The following is a 24329-nucleotide window of genomic DNA, read 5'->3' as shown; positions in this document are numbered from 1 at the left end:
GGGGCATTGTCTCCTCTTGCTAGCAGCTACCGGACGGACGCGCCCGTCCACAAGGTCGTCCCAAGCTCTCAACCGCCTGTCAAACTTGCGCGGTTATGCCGGTTGTTTGTCGCATCTCCTAGTGGGATCAAGTGTTACAGCCGTTTCGAGCTGCCCCCGGCTAATCCACCCTGCCGATATTTTGGTCATCGCCTGTATGACCCGGACCCTCGTGGGTACTCGAAAATGGATTTTCGACGTTACTCGGTGCAACCTGCCAGCGGCTCCCGCCGGCATCATCCCTTGGTTGTTGCCGTTTGTTGGGGACTCTCGTGCATGACGCTCATGAGCGGCTGCATGACGAGCTGCAAAGAGTACTTCCAGAATGGGTTCAAAGTCGGCCCGAACTACTGCAAGCCGGCCGCGCCTGTGGCCGAGCACTGGATTGATTACGCGGATGCTCGCGTCATCAGCCAGCCGCAGAACAACTGGGCGTGGTGGTCGACGTTCAACGACCCCATTCTCAACGAGCTGATTCAGACCGCCTCGCAGCAAAACCTCACGCTGCGGCAGGCTGGTTTCCGCGTCATGGAAGCCCGCGCGCTCGATGCGTATGCTCGCGGCAATCTGTTCCCGCAATCGCAAACAGGCTTCGGCGGTTACCAACGTAACCTGTTGAGCGAGCAGGTTGGGTTCACCGGCGGCGGCGGCGGCGGTTTGCCAGGCATCTCTCGCGAGTTCAGCGTTTGGACCTTGGGCACGCAGTTCCAGTGGGAACTCGACTTCTGGGGTCAGTTCCGCCGGTCGATCGAAGCGGCCGACGCGCAGCTTGACGCGTCGATTGAAGATTACGACGACGTACTCGTGATTCTGATCGCCGACGTCGCTTCGGCGTACGTCGACGTGCGGACGCTGGAACAACGGCTCCGTTACGCTCGCCAAAACGTCGAGAGCCAGAGCGGCTCGCTGCGTTTGGCTGAAGACAAACAACAAGCGGGCGTGTCGAGCCAGCTCGACGTGTCGCAAGCTGTTACGAACGTGTCGCAAACGGAAGCGACGATTCCGCAGTTCGAAGCCGACCTGCGTCGTGCTGAGAACCGCCTCTGCACGCTCATGGGCATGCCGCCGCAAGACATCAAGGCGGTGCTCGCTGGTCCGGGCGGCATCCGTCCGATCCCGACGGCGCCCGCGGAAGTGGTGCTCGGCATCCCGGCCGACCTGGTTCGCCGTCGTCCCGACGTCCGTCGCCAGGAACGGTTGGTCGCTCAACAAAGTGCGTTGATCGGCGTCGCCGAAGCCGACCTCTACCCGGCGTTCTCGATCACCGGTCAGATCTTCGTCCGAGCCAGCCAGTTCCAAAACTTGTTCCTGTCGAGCGCTACGGGCGGCAACGTCGGCCCGACGTTCAGCTGGAATATTTTCAACTACGGCCGTATTCGCAACTTGGTCGCCGCGGAAGAAGCCCGCTTCATGCAACAAGTGTCGCAGTACCAACAAACGGTGCTCGATGCGAATCGCGAAGCGGAAGACGCGATCGTCCAGTTCTTGCAAGCTCAGGAGCAGGTTCGCATCTTGCGGACCGGCGTCGCCGCGGCGGCTCAATCGCGTGACCTCGTGAACGAGTTGTACCAAGGCGGTCAGGCGGACTTCGGTCGCGTGTTCGTCGCCGAACTCTTCCTCGTGCAACAACAAGACGCCCTTGCGGTGTCCGAAGGGACCGTGGCCCGCAGCCTAGTGGAAATCAACCGGGCCTTAGGCGGCGGTTGGCAGATTCGCTTGAACGGGGCCCCGCCAATCGAGCTGCCGCCGGTGGAAGAGATTCAACCGGAGCAGGTCAACGGCGATGGAGCCAACGTGCCGACGCCAGTCGATCCAAACGCCGCGACGGACGAGGCGGATGGAGACCCTGCGTTGGAGCCGACGCCGGCGATCGATTTGCCTGAAAAGTTCAACGGGCAGAGCGAACTGCCGGAAGTGAAGTAAGGCGGCAGGCTAGGTGATCAGTGATCGGTGATTAGATGCTGTGAGTTGGTTGGAGCGTAGCGTATGTCGATTGAATCGATCTTGAAGTCGCGGACTGCGGTGCTGGCGATCCTCGCGGTGACGATCGCCGTGGCGGCGGCTGGGCGGCGGGCGTACGGCGAGGAGCCGATCACGCTGCAGCAGCCGACGACGACGCTCGTGGTGAAGGCGAGCGCCGAGCGGAGCCCGCTGCGGCGGAACGAATCGTCGATCATGCGAAAGGAATCGAGCCAGCGTGTGGCCATGCTGCAGCCGACGCCGCCGGTCGCTCCTACGGCCCCCGTTGTTCCCGCGTCGCCGCCTGCCGCACCGGTCGTGAATCAACCTGCCGCGATGCAGCCAGCCGGCGTGGGAGCTCCTTTCACTCCGCACTACCTCTGCTTGTGCCCGCCGTACTGCGGCAAGCCGATGCCGTGCGTCGATTGCTGCTACAAGTGCTGTCCCGATTGCTACTGCTCAAAGCCGATGCCATGTCCGAACCCGTGCTACAACTGCACGTGCGACGACTACTGCGCGAAGCCGATGCCGTGCAACTTTCCGAAGCCGCTGTGCGGTCCGTGCGGACCGTGCCGGAAGTCGGAACCGTGCCCGTTGTATACGCCGTGGCCAGCGCGTGGGCCGTGCATCACGCACTAGATTGCATCGCCTCTCTATCCCCGGGCTCCGCCCGTCGATAGAAGGCATTCTACGAAGCCGCGAGCACTGTTCGCCGCCATACTCGCTGCGTCACAACGCAAGCGAGACCGCCGGCAGCGAGTAGAACCGCCGGCATGGGCTCGGGGACTTCGCTGACGGTTACACCGGCTGCTGGTGCGCCGAAATTGGCTCGCCAGATCGCGAGGTCGGCGCCGTCGACGCGGCCGTCGCCGTTGGCGTCGGCGCTAAGATCGAACGGCTGCGACGCCGAGTTCTGCCAGATGATGAAATCGGCGCCATCGACGATGCCGTTGCCGTTGAAGTCGCCGCGCGACTCATTGAACGGGCCGATTTCGAATAGGACTTCCTGGTAGTCCGCCACGCCGAGGTTGGCGCCCGCCTGATCGCTGTTTCCCCACTGGACGTTGCTGGGGTGGTTGGCGAGCAAAATCCCGTCCCAGGTGCTGTCGAGGACCACGCCGTCGACGGAGAACGCAACTGTCGCCGTCTGCGGCGTGTTGATGAACTGAAAACGATGGAGCGCGGCCGTACCGAGTCCGTTGTTTGTGAGTTGATACGAGCGCGTCGTCTCGTCGTGAAGCGTGACGCGGAGATCGCCGCCAGCGGTCAGGTCGAGCATCATGTGGTAGGCGCGGCCGCCGAGGAAGGCCGACATGCCGAGGTTCGGCCCGCCGCCGAAATCGTTGACGTAACGGATCGTGCTGCTCATGCGCCAACCGTTGACGGCGATTCGCGTCAGGTCGGGCGAAAGAAAATCGGTGACGTAAATCGAGTTCGGCAGAGAGGCGCGTTGATCGGTGACGCGCCAGGCGTTGAGGCCGGAGCCGCCCGTATTGACCGTCCCGACGCCGGCGGGGCCGATTGCACCGCTGTTGAGGTCGTACCAACCCCACAGTTCGGGACTCCAAACTTTGGCGGGGGTGCTCGTCGGGGTCGTGGGGCCGGCGTGGTACTCGGCGTAGACCGAACTGGCTTCGGCCGTCGCCGGCAGCAGCCCGACGGCTAGCGCAGCGGACGCGGTCCAGGTGAAAACTCGGCTCATGAAAATCAACTCCGCACTTCTCGTTCCGGAAGAAGAGTCGGCAGGCCGGGAGCATCGTCCGGCGACCTGCGGGCGGAGGATTTTTTCAGGCCGAGCCGCGCGAGGCAATGGCAATTGACGAGGGCGTTGTCCGCCTGCCAGCAGTTAAGCGGCCGCTTGTGCGTGCGGTCTGCCGCACAATTGCAGCGGGTGCGGACAGGCCTGGCTCGGCGCCTGCGGGCTGGCAATTGCTAGGGCGCTGCAGGCTTGGGGACGAGTTTGGCAAACAGAGCCGCGTCCGCCTCTTGAACCTGTCCGCTGGTGTTGCCGACGAAGCGGATGCCGTCCTTACCGGTCTGTTCGTAAACGACGATGCCGCCGTTGGCCTTCGCCGCGGGGCCGTAGTTGATGACCAGCGGCTGCCCGTCGCGGTCGGAGACGAACAATTCGTCGATGCTGCCCACATCAAGGATGCTCAGGTCTGGCTTGACGTTGGCGATTTGCTCCTTGAACGCTGCTTCGTTCGCGGGCGGGCCGCCGAGTGCCGAGGTGGCGCTAAAGTAGAGTGAGGCAATCGCGCGGGCGTGCGCATGCTCTTTCACTTTTCCGCCGCCGGAACTTCCCCCGCAGCCAGCGAGCGCCGCTAAGCCAATGGCGAGCGGAACGAGGCAAAGACGAACGCTACAGGCTTTCACTGGAGGTTCCCCGCATCGATGTTCTGCTCATCGGCCCGGTGGCCGAGGTAATTGAACACCACGACGTCGATGCCGTAGCCGATGGTTCGCACCGAGGCGTCGGCGAACCCGCCAGCGATGCCGGCGGCGTGGGCCGAACCGAAGGAGTACGCGACGGCGCCCGCTTTCGGATTTGTGCCGCTGCCCGCGGGCGGTTCGTAGTCTTGATCGGACTCGGGCAGACAGATTGTCGTGCGGAGCGTATCGAAGTCCCACCCATCCGACCAACCGCGATCGTCGTGGCCGGCGCCCCCTTCGTAGAGTCGCGGTTCGAGCCGCTTCTCGCTGATGACGAGCGTGTTGCTCGATCCGTCCGAAATCTGGTTGAAGCCAATACGAGTATAGAAGCCAGTCTCCTGTTTGCCGGTCGAGCAACGCGCGCAGTTGTTGGAGCGGACGATGACGCCCATGGCCGGAGAGTAGCCTTTGCTCTTACTGGCAAGAGAATTGGCCGTAGTACCGCTCGTCGTTTCTTGGTCGATCGTGGGCGTGCCGTCGCCGTTGATCATGAAGCGGGGACCGCCGCCATTGCTACCCCACATCTGCTGCAATTGGCACCCCTTGGTTCCCCAGTCGGGCGACAGTTGAATTGCCGTGTTGTAGAGCGTTCCCATTTCGGCGGCGGTGTTGAGCGGCACCACCGCGGCATAGTCCATGAGGTAGGGCCCTGCGCCCAGCGAACGCGTCGGAGGACGCCGCGAAGGGCAGTGGTACATTGCCACGTCAGACTGCTCAAGTTGCGCCGTCGTCTTGATATTTTGAATCGCTTGAGCTTCCAGATAGGGAAGAATCTGGAACGCCCAACTTAATCCTTGCCGATCGGGGCCCAAGGGAGTTCCAGACGTCCCTACGTTCTCGACGCCGGGCTTGGAGTCTGTCAAGAAATCCTCAATTCTCGGCCAAGGACCAATGCCGCCCGAAGGGAACGCGCGTTTGGCCGACTCGTGATTGTGCATCGACAACATCACCTGCTTGAGATTGTTGACGCACTGCGAACGGCGGGCCGCTTCTCGCGCCGCCTGGACGGCAGGAAGCAGCAGCGCCACCAGGACGCCGATGATGGCGATGACGACCAGCAACTCAACCAACGTGAAGCCGAGTCGAATGCCGGACGACTGTTGAGGACGACGTTTCATAGCAGATTCCAAATCGACGAAATATCGAGAATTGATCAGCAAGGTAGACCGATCGAGGGCCGCGTCGGCGACTCTCGATCGGCCTCCCCAGGTGGAGACGGTTGCTGCGCTTAGCGGCGTTTGCGGCCGACGACGCCCAGACCGATCGCTGCGGCGACAGCCAAGGCTGCGGTAGCCGGTTCGGGAACGGCGCCGATCGCAACCGTCGCGCCAGCGCCAAAGTTGGCCTTCCAATCGTCGAGGCTGCCGACCGCGGTGTCGCGCTGCCAGAGGAGGAAATCGGCGCCGTTGACTAAGCCGTCGGCGTTGAAATCGCCAGGGGTGGCAGGCACAGCCGACGTCGGCATCACGCTGATGTCGTCGATGATCGACCCGGCTTGGTTCGTGCCGCGCGAGACGAAGAAGCGTTGAGCGGCTGCAGACGTTTCGGTGTAGAAGCGGATCGGATCAGCGTTGGCTTTCGTGCCGTTGACGAAGAAATCATATGTTTTCGTCGTGTAATCCATCTTGAACTTGAAGTTGTACCACGAGTCGGCGGTCCAGAGCTGACCCGACTTCACCCACACCGCGGCGCCGGCGCTGGCGCTGGCGAAGTCGATGTGCCGCTCGAGCACGTTGGTGTACGGGTCGGCGCCCGACGTGTCGACGCCGAAGCGGACGGCTGCGGCGCGAACTTCGTTGTTGTCGGCAATGCCGATGAACATGTTGCCTTGGCGTTCGCCGATCGTTTTGTTATTGCCCGCGGGCGTGCCGGCCGGGTCGGCTCCGAGGCCCGAGGTCAGCGGCCGCGCCCAGAAGTTGACGGTGACTTTGGTTTCGCTTTCCAGGCCGGTGAAGACGTCGCGGACAAAGTACCCGCTTGACTCGACGTTGATGTTTTCTTTGGAGACGAGCAGAGCGCTGTTGCCGCTGTGGGTTGTTTGACCGACGTTGAGGCCAGCCGTCGTGAGCTCGGCGGCGATTTCGGCGGCCGTCTGCACGCGCGGCGAGCGTGCGGCGGATCCGAGATCCCAACCATCCTGCAGGATCAGTGAGCCTGTAGTGTAGGCGACCGGATTGCCCGGGCCGACTTCAGCTTCGAAGCCGGTAAAGAACCCAGGGGTTTGAGCGGCGGCGCTCGAGGCGGTCAAGATAACCGCGGCGGAGGCGAGCAATCCCAACTTCAATCGTTGCATCGACATCGTGCTTCCCTCAATCGTGAATAAATGACTCGAATTTTCGTGACAAAAATTGTGCCTGGATCGTCTACTTCAAAAACTTGCCGAGGCGAGATCGCGTCGGCCTAGACAAGATGGTTGCTAAACGCCGCCCCCGCCTGGGCGAACTGCCCCCCAGCTCGATTCGGGCGAGGGACGGCGTCGATTGTTCGTGATGAAACTTTCGGTACGTCGCGTGGTCATAGAGTCGAGTTGCCTTGAGCCGGCTGCGGCGCCTCCGCATCAGCCGAGTCTTGATCGCTACGGTGATTCGTCGTGGTGTCTTTGGTTGCTGCGAAGTGCCGGCTGAGTTCTTCGGGCTTGAGCACGCGGTCGTAGACAGCGACGCTCGCTAGCTGGCCTTGCCAGCGTTCCGGCGAGATGTCGCCGTCAGCGCCGGAGGGGTTGCGGCCGAGGCGAGCGCGTCCTGCCGTTGCCAAGCCGACCGGAGTCTCGCGCGTCGTGAGCCATTCGACGGGCGTTGCCGCTTTCTGCGCTTCGCGATCCTGTTGGGCGAGGAAGTCCAGCGGATCCATATCTTGCGAGTCGTTGTTTTCTTCAATGACGGTGAGCGGGCGGAAGCGAATTTCCGCGGCGGAACCGTTGAGATAAAGGCGGGGCGTGCCGGCGGCGTCGACCGTGACGGCGACGTGGACCCATTTCCCGGGCTCAAGATGCGCCGCCGAGACGCAGTCGTACTTGCCGTAGACAGTGAAGTGCAAACGGAGGTCGTCGTCGCCAAACTGGTACCAACCTCCGTTGACGACGCCGAGCGCCATGCCGCTGCGCGGGCGATCGAAGGTGGAGAAAATACGCTGCGGGCCGACTGCGGACTGAGGCAGCACCCATGCCTCGTAGGTGCAGTCGGCGACGGCGCCGAGCGCTTTGTCTTCCTCGACGTCGATGCCGTCGTGATCGCCTTCGAACTGTGCGACCACGGCGGGCGCCGGTGGCGAGAGGCCGCGTTCCCGATTGTCGACGGCGAATATGCCTGGGTTGACGGCTGAATCGAGCGCCAGTTGGCCTTCGCTTTTCAACGTTTCATTCGGTTCCACGTTCCCCAGTCGCCAGCTGGCGAGCGGGCGGCTCTTGAGAACGGCTAACTCGTAGGCGGATGCGGGAACGCGGCGGACGAACTTGAGTTCATCGAACGCGACGTCTTCCGCGATTCCCTTCACGCTGAGTTCAGCGGCGACGCCGCGTTGCAGCGTTCGGCTCGGCTTGGCGCCCTTGCCGGCGACGAAGGCGACCTCGCCGTCGAGCACGTGGATGTTCGCTCGGCCCGATTCGAGAACCTCGACGCCGAATTCCGTCCCCAGATCGATGAACGACGCCGCCGCGGAGTGTAGGGTGAAGCCCAATGCCTCATGCGGCACCCGCACCACGACGCGACCGTTGACGAGCTTCGCGCGATCGGGCGTGAGAATTTCGATTTCAGTCGGACCTTCCACGACGATCGAGACGCCGGAAGTGAACCGCAACTCAGCGACGCCCCGTTCGACGACGACGGAGCCAGCGGGAAGCTCCGCTCCGACGGTAATCGCGGCATCATTGCGTCGCAGCCGGGCGTCGAATGCGTTCACGACGGCGGCGATCACCGGCAACTGTTCCGGGGCGGGCGCCTCGGCAACCGTTGGGTCTTGAGAGGTCGAGGCGGTCGGCGCAAATGCGTTGAACGCTAGCAACAACACCGCAGCCACGGCGGCGACCGCGGCGTAAACCCGCATGTGCGGAAAGCGGGGTTCCTCGATGCGGAGCGATTTGCGGTCGAGCTGCTCGGCCCGGCGGGCTGCGGCCAACGCTTCACGGTGCGCTTGTTCCTCAGCTTCGATGGCGCGGCGACTGGAGGTTGCTTCTTCTTCGTCGAGCAGGCTGGCGATATGGTCAGGGTCGATGGTGTCGTTGAAGGCGCCTTCGAAAACGAGACTCCGCATGTCGTGCTGCATCATCACGTCGCGGAGGCGACTGTGGATGACCGAGGCCCGCACGAACGTCCGCATGTTGGCTCGGCTCGCCTTCAGCCAGTCGCGCAGCACTTCGGCCTCGGCAACCGTCAGGCTGTCGTCGAAGTAGGCGCTCAGAAGTTCGGCGTAATCGCGCATAGAAGGTCTTTAGAGAGGCCGCGGCTTGGCTTGGGCGGAGGTTTGGCGTTCGATGCAATCGCGAAGGGCGCGGCGAACGCGGTGGAGCATCACCGAGACGGCGTTGGAGTTCATGCCGGTCATCGTGGCGATCTTGCGGGGTGTCAGCTCGCGGACGTACCGCATTTCGAGGAGTTTCCGCGGGCGGCCTTCGACGCGTTCGATGCAGCTTTCGAGCGCTGTGTGCATCGCCGAGATTTCCGACTCCATGTCGGCGTAGACGTCGGCCAGCTTCAGAATCGCGTCGTCGTCGAAAACGTGGCGGTCCTTAGCATGGGTGCGGTGGTGCTGCAGCAGCTTGTGGCGGGCGACGCCGAGCACCCAGGCGGTGAACGACCGGCTGGGATCGTAGTTGGTGAAGTTTTCCGCAGCGGCGGCGGCGGTTTCTTGCAGCAGGTCTTCGGCCTGGTGGAAGTCGCACAGCGAAGCGCGGAAATACGTCGAGACGATCGGGTGGGCTTTCGTCCACAAGATGCTCAACTGCCGCGCTTGGGCGGTGGAAATTGTGCTGGCGTCGTCCATTGCAGGGATCGGGCGCAGGGCCGCGGCGAAAAGCTGGGAGGAGTGCGTCGAGAAGTTCCGCTATAAGAACTTCACCAATCGTGCCAAAACCTTACGCACTTTTTTTGCGTGGTTTTGGCGGAGAGAAGTAAGGGCCGCCGTCGTAACGGGTTACGGAATTTGGCGGAGGCTAGATGACGAGAAGCTGGGGGCCGAGCCCGAGCTTCCTGCGCTGGGCAGTTTACCAACGTTGCCGGAGGTTTGGCGTGGTGGAATCACGCAAGTAGAGCCCGCGCGGGATGATGAACTGTCTCGCGGGTAGAGCCTGCAGAAACAAAAAAAGGCGGATCCCGACGAGCGGGATCCGCCTTTGCGTGAGTAAATATTCAGGCGAAGTCTTACCGGCCGCGGAACATGCCGCCCGAGCGGAAGCTGCGCGACGACGAGCGGTTGCCGTGCGAGCGTTCCCAGTTCATCGAGCCGTAGTTGACGCCGCTGATGTTGAAGCTGCGGTAGGGATTGTTTTTGCTGACGGGGTTGGCCGAGCTGCAGTTAGCCAAGCCGGCGACGGCGGCCACGACGAACAAGCCAAGGATCGTTTTGCGAAGCATGATTCGAGTCTCCAAAAGTGCCTGGGTAAAATCGTAGCCGTCCGCGATGCCCATAGCCGCTCGGGGAACGACAGGATACGCGCGAGCTGCCATTGCTATACGGATGCAGCGCGAGGCGCGGCCCAATTGTTACCGACTTGTAGCAATCGGCGTGCGGAACTTGCCGCCTCGGTCACTGGGAAACCTTAGCTCATCCCGCCGAACGGGGGGATCAGAGAGTCTCGACGCCCCATTGGCGTAGGTGCGACTGGATAAAGTCGATGAGAGCCCCGTTCGCGGCGGCGCCGCGGCTGTCGACCCATAGCGGCTCGCCAAACGCGAAATGGACGGTCAGGGAGGGGTTCAGCTTGCCGAAGTCGCTGACGGGCCAGCCGAGCGGCCAGGCGTAGGTGTGCAACGCCAGCGGAATAATCGGCACGTTCGACCGTTCGGCCAGTTTGACGCCGATCGAGTTGAACGTCGCCGGATCAAACGTCGGCCGGCGGGCTCCTTGCGGGAAGACGATGATCGACGTCCCCGCGGCGAGCCGCGCGGCGCCTTCGGTGAGCATCGTCTTCAAGTCGGCGCGCGGATTGGTTTGCGTGACGGCAATCGGGTTGCGGGCGCGCATCACATGCTTGAAGACGGGGTAGTCGAGCAGCGATTGCTTCACGACGAAGGTGACCGGCTTCAGCGGACGGATCAGCGCCGGCAGCACGCCCGTTTCGAGGCTGCTCATGTGATTGCCGACGATCAGGCAGGGGCCTTCGAGCTTCGCGACGTTGTCGAGCCCCGTGATGTCGAACTGGCACCCCACTCGCTCGAGTGCATGGAGAATCCGCGTGCTGGTATCGATCCAGGCCTGATCGTCGTAGCGGCCGCGTCGCGCGATCGCGCTCGAGCGGAAGATATTCCGGTAGAGGCTCTGATAAAACTGCAACGACGGGGTGAGCCGAGCCAACGCCGAGGCGCGACCGGGCGGCGTGCGGTAGGCGCCGTCGACGATGTTCAGGCCATTGGTGAGCGGGGCAGGAGAGGCGGTGGCTTGCGACATGGAACGGACCGGCGAGCGTGGCGAGAACAACGGCCCATCCTGAGGCCGGCAACGTAATTATCGCGCAGAATGCGCTCGGCCGCCACTGCGATTCGTCCGCCGCAGGGCCTCCAGGTAATCGCCAAGGACGCCCAGATCGCCAAGCAAATTCAGGAAGCAATGCGGACTGCTTTCGCGAGAGCTAGTTTGCCGCGTCGAGCGTCGGGAAGGGGAACTCTTTCGACGGGACGTGCGATTCGCGGGCGATCGCGTCGATCTTCGCCACCACGTCGGCATGCTTGGCAGCGACGTCGGTGGTTTCTTTGGGGTCGGCGGCGAGGTCGTAGAGTTGCCACGGTTGCGGGCCTTGGAGGAGGCCGGTGCGGACGCCTTTCCAGTTGCCGTGGCGGACGGCTTGGACGCCGCTGTTGTTGGGGAGTTCCCAATAGAAGTCGCGGTCGGTTCTTGGTTGAGCCTCGCCAAGGAGGACCGGCAGCAGGTCGACGCCGTCGATGTCGGTCGGCGGCTTGACGCCGGCGACATCGCAAAGCGTCGGCAGCAGGTCCCACATTGCCGCAGGAGCCGTCTCGGTGCTGTCGGCCTTGATCTTGCCGGTCCAACGGGCGATCAACGGGATGCGGATACCCCCCTCGTAGACCTCTTTCTTTCGACCGCGGAGGCCGGCGGAGGAATCAAAGAAGTCGGAGTCGGCGCCGCCGGCGCGATCGTAGGTCGGGCCGTTGTCGCTGGTGAACAGGATGATCGTGTCGTCATCGAGGCCGAGTTCGGCGACCAGGTCGACGATCTCGCCGACGCCGGTGTCGAGCTGGCTCACCATCGCCGCGTAACCGGCGTGCGGGCGGGGATGCTCGGCATAGTGGCTCTGCTTCTTGTGCGGCGACTCCGGCATGCCGTCGTACTTTGCGAGTTCCTGCTCCGTTGTTTGGATGGCAAGGTGCGGGATGATCACCGGCATGTAGAGGAAGAACGGCCCGTCGCGATGTTCGCGGATGAAGGCCTTCGCGTTCTCAAGGAACTTGTCGTGCGAGTGAATGGCGCCGAGCGCATCTTCGCCTGTGTTGCCCGCAAGTGTTTCCTTCTCGCCATTGCGCCAGAGGAACGCGGGATAGTGGTTGTGGGCGTGCCGCTGGCAGTAGTAGCCGTAGAAGAGATCAAAACCTTGCGTGGTCGGCGAGCCGGTGGTGCCATAGTGGCCGAGGCCCCACTTGCCGGTCGCGGCGGTGGCGTAGCCGCGATTGTGGAGGAGTTCTGCGAGGGTGACCGTGTCGTCGGGAATGGGGCGCTGGCCGGTGAAAGGGGTGTCGTACTTCTCCGCGACCCAATCCCAATGGCCTGATTCGCCATTGTCGCGGATGAAGCTATGGCCGGTGTGGCGGCCGGTCATCAGCGTGCAGCGCGACGGGGCGCACAAGGGCGAGCCGGAGTAGAAATCGGTGAACTGCATTCCCTGACGGGCAAGTGCGTCGATGCGGGGCGTTTTGATTTTTGTTTGGCCGTAGCAGCCGAGCTCGCCGCGGCCGAGATCGTCGGCCATGATGAGGATGATGTTGGGATGCTTGCCGGCTGGTTCCGCGGCTTGCACGCTGGTGCATGGCAACCAAGCGATGGCGAACACACCGAGAAGCAAGCAACGCACCCTAGCCCCAGGCTCCGCCAGGGGGTGGCACATCGCGGGACATTGCTTACCGGAATGGCGAGCGACCCCCGGGCGGAGCACGGGGCTAGCGGTGGGGAGGTTCATCTTCGTTGCAGTTCCGCTTTGTTAACGCTTGTCCGCCTCGGCCATTTCCTTCTGCACGTTCGACAGGGCCGAGTCGTAGAATTTTACTAAGTCCTTCCGCAGCTTCGCCAGCGACGGCTCGTGGGCGTACATCATGTGCCCGCCGTGGTAGTGGTCGATGACGAAGTTGTCGCGGACCGCGGGAACGAGGTTCAGGTGGTCGCGGGTGTACTTCATCGCGAACGCCGGCGTGGCGAGGTCGTAGTAGCCGGTCGCGGCGAACACCTTTAGGTACGGGTTCTGAATCATCGCGTCGCGGAGCGTGCTCGACGCATCGACGAAGCGATTGGTGAACTCGCTGTAGTCCCACGGGTGGACGTTGCCGGTAAGGATTTCGTAGACGCGATCTTCCTCGACCTTCAGCGTGCCGCGGAGGTAGTCGTTCAGCGCCGAGGTAAACGCGCCGAAGACGGCCGAGGCGCTCGGATCGTAGTCGGTCGTCGACTCGACCTCGTCGAGGGCGAGGCCTGAGTAGCGGCTATCGAAGCGGCCGATGATCTTGCCTTGCTTGCGGAGGAGTTCCTTGCCGAAGCGGGCCATCGGGACGCGGAGGTTCGAGGCTTCGATGTACTCTTCCGACAAACCGGTGAGTTCCGACATGCGGGAGACGATCTCTTCACGACGCTCTTTCGGCAGCGAGTCGCCGGCCATCAACGCCCGCAGGTAGGGGCCGGCGGCGAATTTTTCAGCCGCGGCAGCGACTTCTTCGACCGTTTGCTTCTGCAGGTCGTCGCTAAGGGCCTTGTGATACCAAGCCGTGGCGGCGTAGCCGGGGATGAACAGGGCGTAGGCAACGTCGTTGTTGCCGTAGGCCATCAGCGTTTGGAAATCGACGACGCCGGAGACGAGGACGACGCCGTTGAGATACATGTGGTAACGGTCTTGCAGTTCGCCGCTGAGGCCGGCGGCGCGGATGCCGCCGTAGCTCTCGCCGAGGAGAAACTTCGGCGAACCCCAACGGCCATACTTCGTCGTGAAGTCGTGGATGAACTGGCCGATGCTGCGGATGTCTTCGTCGTAGCCGTGGAACTGCTTCTTGTCTTCGCCCTTCGCGGGACGGCTAAAGCCGGTGCTGACCGGATCGATGAAGACGAGGTCGGTAACGTCGAGGAGCGAGTATTTGTTGGGGATCAGCTCGTGCGGCGGCGGAAGCGTGCCGGCGTCGCTGTCGAGCTTCACGCGCTGCGGACCGAGCATCCCGAGATGGAGCCAGACCGACGAGCTGCCGGGGCCGCCGTTGAAGGCGAAGGTGATCGGGCGGCGGTTGGGCTTGGGGGCGTCGTCGGCCGAGTCATCGTCAGCTTCCTTGTCGTCGTTGGACTGCGGCTCGCCTTCGGATTCTTCGCCTTCCCCTTCGTCGTCGCTCTTTTCCTTCTCGTTCTTCTTGCTGCTCTTGGCGGCTTTCTCGGATTTCTCCGACTTCGGCTCGTCCTTCGTGTAGGCGACGTAGAAGACGTGGGCCTTTGGCGTGCCGTCGTCGCTCTTGATGAGCATCTTGCCGGCGGTGGCGGTGTAGGCGATTTCCTTGCCGTCGATCGTCACCGTGCCATGCGTAACGACGGGTTCGCCGTCGGCTTTCTTTTCGTCGTCCTTCTTCGCGTCCTCTTCTTTGGCTGCGTCCTTCGACTCTTCTTTGGAGTCGGCGGCCTTGGCCTTCTCGTCAGCTTCTTTGTTCGGCTTGGCGGAGAGGGGCGAGACGATCGCGAAGAGGGCGATCGTCGCGATGAGCAGCGAGGCGAGCGTGGTGCGGTAAGTCATGGCGAGAGAACCTCGGAGTCCGTTCAGTGGTGGCTAGTGTGTTGACCGAGTCGACCGCGACGCGAAAGGCGCCGGCGGCGATAATTTGCCTTACTACGATATGCCTTGCGTGATGAGACGGCGCCGGCGGGCGAGAGCTTAAGTTGCCTGCGGATTCCGGCGGGCCGCCAGGATGGGGCGGCTACGCTAATTGTGCCGGCTGGGGCGGGGCCGCGTCCAGACGCTGCGGCGCAGGGGAGGGGAGAAATTTTGACCGCGAATCACGCGAATTGGCGCGAATGCGAGGAAACAGTTCCGCGTTTTTATTCGCGACGAGTCCGCCATGAGTTGGGTTGCTGGCTCGCATGCACCACAGCTGCTACCGCCGGGGCGTCGCCAAACATTTCGTAGATGATGACATAGTTAAATCGATGCATCACCACGCGGCGGATTTCCTGCTCGGACTGATTGGTTTCGAGACGGGGAAAGCGTCGCGGAAATTGTGCGATCTGCTCCAAAGATCTCGCAAATGCGTCCACGAATTCCGAGGCAAGCTGAGGACTAATGCGAGCGAAGCGCTCGGTTGCTGCCGTCGCGTCGGCGACCGCGCCTGCTTCCAGCCGCGGCCACTTCACGTGGGACGCCTCGCACGATCGACGACTGCCCGCAGCTGGGCAATCGCGTCGGCGCCGTCGACCATCTGCGCGTCGCCGCGATGCATGGCGGCGGATCGCTCGCGTAGAACCTCGTCCCAATCGCCGGTGCGAGCAGCGGGCGGAAATGATTCGTCGAGGCTGGCAATCAGCTGAGCGGCCAACTCAGCCCGTGCTTCGTTGGGTAAGTTCATCGCGGCGTTGAAAATCGGGAGGGCGTCGCTACTCATGCCGTGATTATATCCCGAACAGGGAGTTATTTGCGACAGTGCGAAGAACTTTGGCCCGCAATCGTCACCCCGTTTACTGGGTGTGACCGGCCGCCGGCACGCGGTAGCGCGCGAGGAACCAGCCGTCGCCGAGGTTGCTGGAGCGGACGAGCTCATAGCTCCCTTGCAAGCCGCCGGTGAATGACGCGGGCTGTTCTCCGGCGGGGTGCCATTCGAGCCAGGCTCCGGCGTCGCCGTCGGCGAGTTCGAAGCGGAGTCCGCCGGCGTCGGAGCGTTCGATCGCGGAGATCGAGTTGCTCGCCCCGGCCGCGCGCACTTGGTGGAGCAGCATCAGCATTCGCGGGCCCGCGGGCGGGTAAGCCATGTAGGGGCCGAGGCCGGGGATCTCGTGGCCGTCGGCCTTGGGCCAGCGCTCGCGCAGGGCGGCGGCGATCGGTTCGATGGCGGCAACCTCACGACCAAGCCGGTAACGCTGGCCGGTCCAGGCGACGTCGCGCCACGAGACGGCGAGCCCCAGCCACGCGGCAACGAGCGCCGTATACGCGAGCCACGAGCGGAGCCGCCGATGGCGTTGCGGACCGAAGAGGAGCGCTAGCCCAACGGCAACGACGCCCGCCGCCGCGAGCACGACGATGATCGTCAGCGCCCGGGCATGCGGGCTGTCGGTCGCCACTGGCTCGGCAGGAACGCTCGCGTGGCCGAGGTCGTGAAGCACGACGCTGTGGGTGGTGGCGAGACGATCTTGCTCGTAAGCCAAGTGCCGCGCAACAACCGGGTCGTAGGCGATCCAAGCCACGGCGCCGACGAACAACGCGACGTTTACCGCCCAGAGCAACGAGAAGCCGACGCTCGCCAGCGATCGCCGGCGAGCTGGTTCCGCGGCTACTAGTTGCTCCGGTTCAGTCACTTCGTCTCGTCGTTGCAGTGCGACAGCGCCAGCAGCGCGAACGACGTCGCGAGGTTCTTGTCTTGCTCAAACCACTGGCGATTCGCGTTGGCCCACGAGCCGTCGTCGTTTTGCTGCTTCGCCAGTTCGGCGGTGAGGTCGGCCCGCCAGTCGTGCGATTTGCCTTCGGCGTCGACGACCGCATCGAGGTTCGCGGCGTCGAGCGCCGAACCAAACGTGTTATAGTAATAGTAGAGGCCGGCCGAACCTTGGCCCGGGTTCTCGGTGACCGAGTAATTCTTGCCGATCCACTCGAGGGCGGCCTTCACCCGCGGGTCTTCCTTGGTGAGGCCGGCGTAAACAAGGCTCTTGAAGCCGGCGTAGGTCATCGAGCCGTAGCTCCGCAGGCCGCCGTTCGCGGTGTAGCTTTCGTCTTCCGAGGGATCAACTTTCTCAGTCGGAATCACATAGAAAAAACCGCCGTCGTTCACTTTGCCGGCGAACTCGGTTTCGTTGTACTCGCTCTTGAGGTTCTGGCAGCGCGAGACGAACACGAGCGCCCGTTGGATCGCTTCGTCGTCGTCCGGGGCGTCGACCGCCTTGAGGGCGTCGATCAGGTAGCTGGTGTTCGAGAGATCGGGCCGCTCGGGACCGCCGTAGCCGACGCCGCCGTACCAGACGTTCGACTGGTCCTCTTGCCCGGCGGCGACGCCGTATTGCAGTCCGCGGACGAACTTGTTCGCATCGGCGATGATCTTGTCGTAACGCTTGTCGGCGTTTGCTTCGGTGAAGGCGAAAATCGCGACGCACGTTTCGTAGTTCTTGATACGGCCGTTGCCGTAGATGCCGCCGTCCGGTTTGACGAAGCCTTCGAGCGCCTTGAAACCTTTTACGACCATCGGATCGTCGAGCGGCACGTCGTTGCGGAGCAGGGCGGTCAGGGCGAGCGCGGTGAGCCCGGGGCCGGCCTGGATGGTGAAGGTCCCGTCTGCGGCCTGGCCGGCGGTGCGGAGGTACTCGATACCGTCGGCGATCACCGCGGCGCGATCCGCCGTTTCGGCGGCGGCTTCAACGGCAGCCGCCTGGGCGTGCGCCGTGGCCGCGAAGCCTGGAGTGAAGAGAAGCAGGATGGTGAGGCCGATGCGTGCCGCTTTCATGGAATCTCGCGCTCCGTGTGGATCTCGGTGGGGACGCCCGATTTTACCGCAACGGGGCCGCAGCGCGCAGCGGGTGGCTTGCCTGCTGCGGGTAGGCAGTGGCGAATACGCAAGACAGTTCGCATGCTACCGACTAGGAGGTGTCGATGGAGTCGGCGCCAGTGGCGATCGGCGCGCCACGTCAGGCGGCTGGCAAGGGCCCTGAAGCCACTAGCTTCTTAAGTCGCGAATCGACGGTGAGATTCAATCCTTCCAACGTCCGCGCGCCAAGAAGCAGCAGATCGCCCTGTTCAGCGAACACGACTTCATCGATCGTGAACGAATCGTCGACATGCAGAATCGCGAAGCCAACGGATCGCGTGATCTGCACGCCGTTGGCCATCACGAAATGCAGATCCTTCTTTTCTCGGAGGACGCCGATTTGCTCCAGAAGTTCACCAGTGATCCAGGTGTACTCGCTGCCCGTGTCGACGAGCAGGCGGTCGAGCGAAACCGATTGCTCACGGTCAACAATATTGGCCACGCGACAGCCGACTGAAAATGTGCCCATAAAAACCTCTGAGGTCGATTCTAACACATTCTGCAAACGGAGCGCTTCCTCACCCGCTCTTGCTCACTCGTCAGTCACGCAGCCTTCGCTCGCGTTTTTCACATTCTTGATGTACTTGTAGAGCGTGCCGCGGGTGGCTTTGAACGCCGGAGCCTTCCACGCCTTCCGGCGATTCTCGAACTCCGCGTCGCTGACGTCGACCGTGATGAGATTCGCCTCGGCGTCGAGCGTGATCTTGTCGCCGTTCTGCACGAGCGCGATCGGGCCGCCGACTTGGGCTTCTGGCGTGACGTGGCCAACGATAAATCCGTGGCTGCCGCCGCTGAACCGGCCGTCGGTGATGAGAGCGACGTCGGCGCCAAGGCCGGCGCCCATGATGGCGCTGGTGGGGGTGAGCATTTCCGGCATGCCGGGGCCGCCCTGTGGGCCTTCGTAGCGAATGATGATCACGTCGCCCTTCGCGATTTCCTTCCGCTCCATCGCGTGGAGCATGTCTTCTTCGCTGTCGAAGCAGCGGGCCGTGCCGTTGAAGACGAGCCCTTCCTTGCCGGTGATCTTCGCCACGGCGCCGTCGGGACAGAGGTTGCCGCGCATGATGCGGATGTGGCCCGACGCCTTCAGCGGCTTGTCGAGCGAGTGAACGATCGTTTGGCCCTTCTTCAGGCCTGGGAGCGGAGCGAGATTCTCGGCGATCGTCTTGCCGGTGACCGTTTTGCAGTTGCCGTCGATCAGGCCATGTTCGAGCAGCATCTTCATCACGGCCGGCGTGCCGCCGACTTCGTGGAGTTCTTCCTGCACGAACTTGCCGCTCGGCTTGAGGTCGGCCAGATAGGGCACGCGGTCGCTCACCGCTTGGAAGTCGTCGATGGTGAGCTCAACGCCCACCGAGCGAGCCATCGCCAGCAAGTGGAGCACGGCGTTCGTCGAACCGCCGACGGCCATGATGACGACCATCGCGTTTTCGAAGGCGGCGCGGGTCATGATGTCGCGCGGCTTCAGGTCGAGTTCGAGCAGCTTGTAAATCGCCTTGCCGGCAGCGAGGCACTCGCCGATCTTGTCGGGATTCTCGGCGGGGATCGAGCTGCTGTAGGGCAGCGTCATGCCCATCGCTTCAATTGCCGAGGCCATTGTGTTGGCGGTGTACATGCCGCCGCAGGCCCCGGCGCCGGGACAGCTGTGGCGGACGATGTCCTTGCGTTCGTCTTCGGTGATGCGGCCGGCGAGGAATTCGCCGTAACATTGGAAGGCGCTGACGATGTCGCGTTTCTGTTCGTCGTTGTTCGTGCGCGTGAAGCCCGGTTTGATCGTGCCGCCGTAGACCATGATCGCCGGGCGGTTGAGCCGGCCCATCGCCATCAGGCAGCCCGGCATGTTTTTATCACAGCCGGGCAGGGCGACGAGGGCGTCGTACCACTGGGCTTCCATCACCGTTTCGATCGAGTCGGCAATGAGGTCACGCGACTGGAGCGAGTAGCTCATGCCGCTGGTGCCCATCGAGATGCCGTCGCTGACGCCGATCGTGTTGAACCGCATCCCCACCATGCCGGCGGCCTGCACCCCCTTCTTCACCTCGCCCGCTAGGTTGAGCAGGTGCATATTGCAGGTGTTGCCGTCGTACCACATGCTCGCGATGCCGACCTGCGGACGATTCATGTCCTCTTCGGTTAGTCCGGTGCCAAACAACATGGCCTGGCTAGCGCCCTGCGACTTCGGTTGCGTGATGTGGCGAGAGATTTTGTTGAGCATGCTAGGAAGGGTTCAGGTGTCAGGGTTCAGTGAGTAGCCGCGGGTCAACGACCCGCCGGAGCGCCTACCAATGAAACGCTCCCACAAAATCGCGAGCCTTCCATTTTAACCACAGAGGGCCGAACGCGGCAGGCGGTTCGCGGGGCGGGAAATTAGGGCGTTTTTGCCGAGAGTTGCGCTGATAGGAGTTCAGAAGAGGTTAACCACGAAACACACGAAATGACACGAAAAGATTACTGGGATAACAGATCGCTCTTTCTGCGTATTTCTTTGCGCCTCTGCGCCTTTGCGTGAGACCTGTATTTAATTGCTCTCACGCAAAGACGCGAAGACGCAAAGAATCGGAAAGCAAGCGCTCCGGCGGGTCGTTGACCCGCGGCTACTTGATGAGTCTTTGCATGAAGACCACGTCGAGCCATTGGTCGAACTTGCGGCCGATCTCGGGGAACCTCGCGACTTCGACGAAGCCATGTTTGCCGTGGAGGGCGATGCTGGCCGTTTGCTCGGCGCCGATGCCGGCGACGATCGCGTGGAGGTCGAGCTCTTTCGCTTGCTGGATTTGATGCTGAATGATCGCCGAGCCGATTCCTTGCCGCTGATGGTCGGGGTGAACGTAGACCGAGTTCTCGACGGTGAAGCGGTAGCCTGGCTTCGAGCGGAAGACGTTGAGCGATCCCCAGCCGACGATTTTCTCTGCACCGTCGGTTAGCGTAGTGACGACGATCACTGGATGAATCTTGTCGCGACCCGCGAACCAGCGCTGGCGATCTTCAAGCGGCAGCGGCGCGAGGTCGTACGTCGTCGTTGAGGTGACGACGTAGTGATTGTAGATGGCGTTGATCGCCGGGAGGTCGTGCTCGGTGGCGGGGCGAATGGCGAGGGACATCTAAGCGGGTGATTGGTGACTAGTGATCGGTGACTGGTGGGCGAGCAACAGTAAGTAGCCGGACCGCCACGCGGCCCGGGTTGAGGCGGCGTAAGGCGTCGCAGGTCGTCCGCACATCATCCCGGAAGGCGTGGCCTTCCGGCTAGAGCAGATGAGGCCTTCTGTTGCCGGGAGGTTCGTCGAGGCGTTGCGGTCAGCGGAACCGTCGGCCCAGAAGGCGGATGTTGGCAGGCCGCTCAGCGCTTCGACCCACGGCTCGCCGTAAACGGCGGCGACATGGTCACATTCAAAACTCGCGGCCCGGCCGGGGCTGTACCGCCAAGACGGGTGGGCGACCTCATACTCGACGCCGCCGCGGGGATGGTGCGAGTAGCCCCAGTAATGCTCGGCGATATATTGTTCGTGCGAACCCTCGGCCAACGGCAACGCCTCGCCGGTCGGTTCGAGCGTGAGCCGGCCGCTGCCGCCGCGGTAGCGCCAGCCATATTCCAAACGTCGCGGAACCTCGCCGTCGCCCGGCACGAGTTCGTGCGTCATCGGCACAGCGAGGTAGCGCTCGCCGTAGAGCAGATTCGCCACCAACGCCACGGAGCGGCTTGGGGCGAGTTCGCGAATGAACGCAACGCCGCGGCGCCAACCCTCGGGCGCCCGTCGGCGGATGTAGAACCGCAGGTTCACTTCGACGAAGCTCGCGTGAAACGGAATCGGCACGCCGCAGAAGGTGGTCCGCAGAAATTGGAACCCGATCACCGAAGCGTACGACTCGCCGTTCCAATCGTCGAGTTCCGTTCCCGGCGGCACGAGCGGTTGCAGGATGGCGCGATCGACGGCGTAGTTGAGCATCGCCAGGTGCCGCCACTCGGCGGTGAGCAGCGGCCGGCGCGTGGGCCAAGTAAATGGCCTGTTAGCATCGATGGATTCAACAGCGGTAATCATCACAAGCTATTGGGGCAGGTGGTTAAGGGACTTGGAGGCCTTTTGTGGGAGGCGTCTCCGACGCCGATTCCGCTCACCACGACAAGCCGTTGTGGTGGTGCAACGTTGCATCGGGGTCAGAGACCCCTCCCACACACGCTCCGTCTCAATCACTCACCGCAAAACCCCGCCGTCATTAACCAGCGTTTTGCTGGGCCGCCGTCACTTGCTTGTACGTCGTGTAACCACCGCTAAGGTTGCGGACGTTGAAGCCATTCTGCAATAGGATGCGCGTGGCGATGTAGCCGCGCATGCCGACCTGGCAGTAAACGATGATCGGCTGCTCGCGGTCGAGTTCACCGAGCCGTTCGCGGAGCACGTCGACGGGGATGTTCACGGCGCCGGGGATGTTGCCGGCGGCGAATTCCCCGGTCATGCGGACGTCGAGGACCAATTCGCCGCCAGCGCCGGCCTGCTGCGGCAAGTCTTCGCAGTGAGCGATCGGGTGGTCGCCGCGCACGACGCCCGACGCCACGAAGCCGGCCATGTTCACCGGATCTTTTGCCGAGCCGAATTGCGGAGCGTAAGAAAGTTCGAACTCTTCAAGATCGAATGCGGTCATCCCCGCCTTCACGGCTACCGCGAGGACGTCCATCCGTTTGTCGACGCCGTCGCGACCAACCGCTTGCGCGCCGAGCAGTCGGCCGCCGTCGGGTTCGAACAGCAGCTTGATCGACATCTGCTTGGCGCCGGGGTAGTAGCCGGCGTGATTGGCGGGGTGAATGTACACTTTCTCGAACGGCGTCCCCGCCTTACGGAGCACCTTCTCGCTGAGGCCGGTCATCGCCGCGGCCATCTCAAAGGCGCCGACAATCGCCGTCCCTTGGATGCCGGCGAATCGCGTCGACCGACCGAAGATGTGATCGGCCGCGATGCGACCTTGCCGATTGGCCGGCCCAGCGAGCGGAATCTGTGCCGGAGTGCCGTCGACAAGATTGCGCGTTTCGATCGCGTCGCCGACGGCGTAGATGTCGGGATCGCTCGTTTGCATCTGACCGTTCACCTGGATGCCGCCGCGTTCCGCCACGGCGAGCCCACAATTGACCGCCAGATGATTCTCCGGCCGCACGCCGACGCTGAGCACCACCATGTCGGCCTCCAGCGACTCGCCGCTGCGCAACCGCACGACGACGCCGTTGCCGGCCGGCTCGATCGCTTCGGCGGCGTTGCTCAGCTTGAGCGTGACGCCTTTCTCGCGCAGGTGAGCGGCGAGCGGCGACACCATCTCGGCGTCCCACGGCGGAAGAATCTGATCGGCGAGTTCCACGATCGTCGTCGCGATGCCGCGGTGAACGAGGTTCTCGGCCATTTCGAGGCCTATAAAACCGCCGCCGATGACGACCGCTCGCTTGGCGTCCTTTGCCGCGGCGTGAAGGCGATCTGCGTCGCGGAGTTCGCGGAGCGTGAAGACCTGCGGCAGATCAACGCCCGGAATGTTCGGACGAATCGGCGCCGCGCCAGGCGAGAGGATCAACTTATCGTACGGCAGGTCGTACTCGTCGCCGTTCTCCAGGTAGCGAAGTCGCACCGTGCGGTTCGCGCGATCGATGGCGATCGCTTCGGTCCGCGTCCGCACGTCGAGGCGGAAGCGTTCCATCAACCGCTGCGCGGGGGCGACGAGCAGCTTGTCGCGCTGCTCGATGACGCCGCCGACGTAGTAGGGGAGTCCGCAGTTAGCAAACGACGGCGCTTCGCCGCGTTCGATGAGCACGATTTCCGCCTGCTCGCTCAACCGCCGCGCCCGCGCCGCCGCCGAAGCCCCGCCTGCCACCGCGCCGATGATTACGATCCGCATAGTTGCTTGTTCCCTAAGTTAGTCATCATCTGTGGCAGGTTCATTTTTTGACCACGAAACACACGAAATGACACGAAAGAACTCGAGTGACATTTAAGCCGTTTCTCTCAATGTGTTTCTTCTTTGCGTATTTCTTTGCGCCTTCGCGCCTTTGCGAGAGACCTGTATTCATTGATCTCACGCAAAGGCGCGAAGGCGCAAAGAAGAAAGACAAATCAGAGCATTTCTTTTCGTTCCTTTCGTGTGTTTCGTGGTTAAAACGCATTCGCATTTCAAGAACGATTCCAAGGCATCTTCGCCAGCATCATCCCCATGCCGCAGGTGTCGGTGACGCCCGCGAAGACAAGCCCTGCGCCGATGAACGCTGAGAGCCACACGAACGCGGGGTGGACGAACCAGGCGAGCAAGGCGCCGATGAGGGCGAGCGAGCCGGCGGCGATGCGGACTTGGCGTTCAAGCGAGATCGTCGACTTGCCGCGCACCACTGGCAGGCCGGCCGCGACCCAGGCGTTCGTGCCGCCGTCGACGTTCACGACGGCGAATCCTTTGGCGGCGAGTTGCTCGCAAGCGCGACGTGAGCGGCCGCCCCCTTGGCAAATGAGGTAGAGCGGCCCCGCGGCGGCCGACTGACGCAGATCGTCCGTGCGGCTCGCGAGTTCGTCGATCGGGATGTTCTGCGCCCCCTCGGCGTGGACGCCGCGAAACTCGGCCGGCGTGCGCACGTCGACGATCGCGACCGGCTGGCCGGCGCGGCGACGCTGTTCGACTTCGGCGGGCGGAAGGTTCTGTGGAGGTTGGGCGGACGACATGGAACGTCCCTCGCTGTGTTGAAGTGGGCGTTGCCCTAAAAATTTGTGAGAGGGGTCTCCGACCCCGAAGCGGCGTTGCGATGCCACAATCGCT

Annotated in this window: 22 protein-coding genes; 2 read left to right on the top strand and 20 right to left on the bottom strand. The window is 63.1% G+C overall.

Annotation, left to right across the window (positions count from 1 at the left end; translation table 11 throughout):
• The first annotated feature begins 336 nt into the window (after positions 1 to 336).
• Together ACQY7R_RS17280 and ACQY7R_RS17275 are read left to right on the top strand one after the other, a co-directional pair.
• Positions 337 to 1962 carry an efflux transporter outer membrane subunit gene (locus ACQY7R_RS17280; RefSeq protein ID WP_428306814.1) on the top strand — a complete coding sequence of 542 codons (1626 nt, stop codon included), beginning with the start codon at positions 337 to 339 and terminating at the stop codon, positions 1960 to 1962.
• A 63-nt stretch (positions 1963 to 2025) separates the two neighbouring features.
• Positions 2026 to 2637 (top strand): hypothetical protein, encoded by a 612-nt coding sequence (locus ACQY7R_RS17275; protein ID WP_428306813.1) that lies wholly within the window; start codon positions 2026 to 2028, stop codon positions 2635 to 2637.
• Between the two features lie 49 nt (positions 2638 to 2686).
• On the opposite strand, the gene ACQY7R_RS17270 is transcribed toward ACQY7R_RS17275, so the two are convergent.
• The 20 genes from ACQY7R_RS17270 to ACQY7R_RS17175 all read right to left on the bottom strand — a co-directional run bounded on the left by ACQY7R_RS17270 (position 2687) and on the right by ACQY7R_RS17175 (position 24235).
• Positions 2687 to 3700: a dockerin type I domain-containing protein gene (locus tag ACQY7R_RS17270; RefSeq protein ID WP_428306812.1), complete on the bottom strand. Its 1014-nt coding sequence runs from the start codon at positions 3698 to 3700 to the stop codon at positions 2687 to 2689.
• Positions 3701 to 3930: 230 nt separating this feature from the next.
• Complete coding sequence (locus tag ACQY7R_RS17265; protein ID WP_428306811.1) at positions 3931 to 4374, bottom strand: hypothetical protein; 444 nt, start codon at positions 4372 to 4374, stop codon at positions 3931 to 3933.
• Positions 4371 to 5549 carry a DUF1559 domain-containing protein gene (locus tag ACQY7R_RS17260; protein ID WP_428306810.1) on the bottom strand — a complete coding sequence of 393 codons (1179 nt, stop codon included), beginning with the start codon at positions 5547 to 5549 and terminating at the stop codon, positions 4371 to 4373. Before ACQY7R_RS17260 ends, ACQY7R_RS17265 begins: the two co-directional genes overlap by 4 nt.
• A gap of 110 nt (positions 5550 to 5659) precedes the next feature.
• Positions 5660 to 6730 (bottom strand): hypothetical protein, encoded by a 1071-nt coding sequence (locus ACQY7R_RS17255; RefSeq protein WP_428306809.1) that lies wholly within the window; start codon positions 6728 to 6730, stop codon positions 5660 to 5662.
• A gap of 215 nt (positions 6731 to 6945) precedes the next feature.
• Positions 6946 to 8847: a LamG-like jellyroll fold domain-containing protein gene (locus ACQY7R_RS17250; RefSeq protein WP_428306808.1), complete on the bottom strand. Its 1902-nt coding sequence runs from the start codon at positions 8845 to 8847 to the stop codon at positions 6946 to 6948.
• Positions 8848 to 8856: 9 nt separating this feature from the next.
• Positions 8857 to 9408 (bottom strand): sigma-70 family RNA polymerase sigma factor, encoded by a 552-nt coding sequence (locus ACQY7R_RS17245; protein WP_428306807.1) that lies wholly within the window; start codon positions 9406 to 9408, stop codon positions 8857 to 8859.
• A 377-nt stretch (positions 9409 to 9785) separates the two neighbouring features.
• Complete coding sequence (locus tag ACQY7R_RS17240; protein ID WP_428306806.1) at positions 9786 to 9998, bottom strand: hypothetical protein; 213 nt, start codon at positions 9996 to 9998, stop codon at positions 9786 to 9788.
• A gap of 211 nt (positions 9999 to 10209) precedes the next feature.
• Complete coding sequence (locus tag ACQY7R_RS17235; protein WP_428306805.1) at positions 10210 to 11031, bottom strand: lysophospholipid acyltransferase family protein; 822 nt, start codon at positions 11029 to 11031, stop codon at positions 10210 to 10212.
• 181 nt (positions 11032 to 11212) lie between these two features.
• The gene (locus tag ACQY7R_RS17230) at positions 11213 to 12646 is read right to left on the bottom strand and encodes an arylsulfatase (protein WP_428306804.1); all 1434 of its coding nucleotides are present in this window, start codon (positions 12644 to 12646) and stop codon (positions 11213 to 11215) included.
• A 147-nt stretch (positions 12647 to 12793) separates the two neighbouring features.
• Positions 12794 to 14569 carry a S10 family peptidase gene (locus ACQY7R_RS17225; protein ID WP_428306803.1) on the bottom strand — a complete coding sequence of 592 codons (1776 nt, stop codon included), beginning with the start codon at positions 14567 to 14569 and terminating at the stop codon, positions 12794 to 12796.
• 302 nt (positions 14570 to 14871) lie between these two features.
• A complete protein-coding gene (locus ACQY7R_RS17220; protein WP_428306802.1) occupies positions 14872 to 15183 on the bottom strand; it encodes a type II toxin-antitoxin system RelE/ParE family toxin in 312 nt (103 codons plus the stop codon).
• Positions 15180 to 15431 carry an addiction module protein gene (locus ACQY7R_RS17215; protein ID WP_428306801.1) on the bottom strand — a complete coding sequence of 84 codons (252 nt, stop codon included), beginning with the start codon at positions 15429 to 15431 and terminating at the stop codon, positions 15180 to 15182. Before ACQY7R_RS17215 ends, ACQY7R_RS17220 begins: the two co-directional genes overlap by 4 nt.
• 73 nt (positions 15432 to 15504) lie before the next feature.
• The gene (locus ACQY7R_RS17210; protein WP_428306800.1) at positions 15505 to 16338 is read right to left on the bottom strand and encodes a hypothetical protein; all 834 of its coding nucleotides are present in this window, start codon (positions 16336 to 16338) and stop codon (positions 15505 to 15507) included.
• Positions 16335 to 17474 carry a prenyltransferase/squalene oxidase repeat-containing protein gene (locus tag ACQY7R_RS17205; protein WP_428306799.1) on the bottom strand — a complete coding sequence of 380 codons (1140 nt, stop codon included), beginning with the start codon at positions 17472 to 17474 and terminating at the stop codon, positions 16335 to 16337. The genes ACQY7R_RS17210 and ACQY7R_RS17205 overlap by 4 nt, the downstream gene beginning before the upstream one ends.
• Positions 17475 to 17655: 181 nt before the next feature.
• Positions 17656 to 17997, bottom strand: a complete 342-nt coding sequence (locus ACQY7R_RS17200; RefSeq protein WP_428306798.1) for a hypothetical protein — start codon at positions 17995 to 17997, stop codon at positions 17656 to 17658.
• 90 nt (positions 17998 to 18087) lie between these two features.
• Positions 18088 to 19770 carry a dihydroxy-acid dehydratase gene (ilvD, locus tag ACQY7R_RS17195; protein ID WP_428306797.1) on the bottom strand — a complete coding sequence of 561 codons (1683 nt, stop codon included), beginning with the start codon at positions 19768 to 19770 and terminating at the stop codon, positions 18088 to 18090.
• 379 nt (positions 19771 to 20149) lie between these two features.
• Positions 20150 to 20656, bottom strand: coding sequence for an N-acetyltransferase family protein (locus ACQY7R_RS17190; RefSeq protein ID WP_428306796.1), 507 nt, complete (start codon positions 20654 to 20656; stop codon positions 20150 to 20152).
• On the bottom strand, positions 20657 to 21592 hold the full coding sequence (locus ACQY7R_RS17185; RefSeq protein WP_428306795.1) for a YqjF family protein: 936 nt from the start codon (positions 21590 to 21592) through the stop codon (positions 20657 to 20659).
• Positions 21593 to 21767: 175 nt separating this feature from the next.
• On the bottom strand, positions 21768 to 23426 hold the full coding sequence (locus ACQY7R_RS17180) for an FAD-dependent oxidoreductase (protein ID WP_428306794.1): 1659 nt from the start codon (positions 23424 to 23426) through the stop codon (positions 21768 to 21770).
• Positions 23427 to 23698: 272 nt separating this feature from the next.
• Positions 23699 to 24235, bottom strand: a complete 537-nt coding sequence (locus ACQY7R_RS17175; protein ID WP_428306793.1) for a rhodanese-like domain-containing protein — start codon at positions 24233 to 24235, stop codon at positions 23699 to 23701.
• Between the last annotated feature and the right edge of the window lie 94 nt (positions 24236 to 24329).

The organism is Lacipirellula sp. (genome assembly GCF_965279485.1).
In the GTDB taxonomy this organism is placed as follows: Bacteria; Planctomycetota; Planctomycetia; order Pirellulales; family Lacipirellulaceae; genus Lacipirellula.
Note: the sequence above shows the minus strand (reverse complement) of the source record. Positions and strands in the feature narration are given on the sequence as shown.

Coding starts and splice junctions, on each gene's coding strand:
- ACQY7R_RS17270 (WP_428306812.1), bottom strand. CDS start 3,700: ATGAGCCGAGTTTTCACCTGGACCGCGTCCGCTGCGCTAGCCGTCGGG.
- ACQY7R_RS17245 (WP_428306807.1), bottom strand. CDS start 9,408: ATGGACGACGCCAGCACAATTTCCACCGCCCAAGCGCGGCAGTTGAGC.
- ACQY7R_RS17255 (WP_428306809.1), bottom strand. CDS start 6,730: ATGTCGATGCAACGATTGAAGTTGGGATTGCTCGCCTCCGCCGCGGTT.
- ACQY7R_RS17260 (WP_428306810.1), bottom strand. CDS start 5,549: ATGAAACGTCGTCCTCAACAGTCGTCCGGCATTCGACTCGGCTTCACG.
- ACQY7R_RS17225 (WP_428306803.1), bottom strand. CDS start 14,569: ATGACTTACCGCACCACGCTCGCCTCGCTGCTCATCGCGACGATCGCC.
- ACQY7R_RS17190 (WP_428306796.1), bottom strand. CDS start 20,656: ATGTCCCTCGCCATTCGCCCCGCCACCGAGCACGACCTCCCGGCGATC.
- ACQY7R_RS17275 (WP_428306813.1), top strand. CDS start 2,026: ATGTCGATTGAATCGATCTTGAAGTCGCGGACTGCGGTGCTGGCGATC.
- ACQY7R_RS17215 (WP_428306801.1), bottom strand. CDS start 15,431: ATGAGTAGCGACGCCCTCCCGATTTTCAACGCCGCGATGAACTTACCC.
- ACQY7R_RS17280 (WP_428306814.1), top strand. CDS start 337: ATGACGAGCTGCAAAGAGTACTTCCAGAATGGGTTCAAAGTCGGCCCG.
- ACQY7R_RS17240 (WP_428306806.1), bottom strand. CDS start 9,998: ATGCTTCGCAAAACGATCCTTGGCTTGTTCGTCGTGGCCGCCGTCGCC.
- ACQY7R_RS17235 (WP_428306805.1), bottom strand. CDS start 11,031: ATGTCGCAAGCCACCGCCTCTCCTGCCCCGCTCACCAATGGCCTGAAC.
- ilvD (WP_428306797.1), bottom strand. CDS start 19,770: ATGCTCAACAAAATCTCTCGCCACATCACGCAACCGAAGTCGCAGGGC.
- ACQY7R_RS17180 (WP_428306794.1), bottom strand. CDS start 23,426: ATGCGGATCGTAATCATCGGCGCGGTGGCAGGCGGGGCTTCGGCGGCG.
- ACQY7R_RS17250 (WP_428306808.1), bottom strand. CDS start 8,847: ATGCGCGATTACGCCGAACTTCTGAGCGCCTACTTCGACGACAGCCTG.
- ACQY7R_RS17175 (WP_428306793.1), bottom strand. CDS start 24,235: ATGTCGTCCGCCCAACCTCCACAGAACCTTCCGCCCGCCGAAGTCGAA.
- ACQY7R_RS17205 (WP_428306799.1), bottom strand. CDS start 17,474: ATGAAAGCGGCACGCATCGGCCTCACCATCCTGCTTCTCTTCACTCCA.
- ACQY7R_RS17185 (WP_428306795.1), bottom strand. CDS start 21,592: ATGATTACCGCTGTTGAATCCATCGATGCTAACAGGCCATTTACTTGG.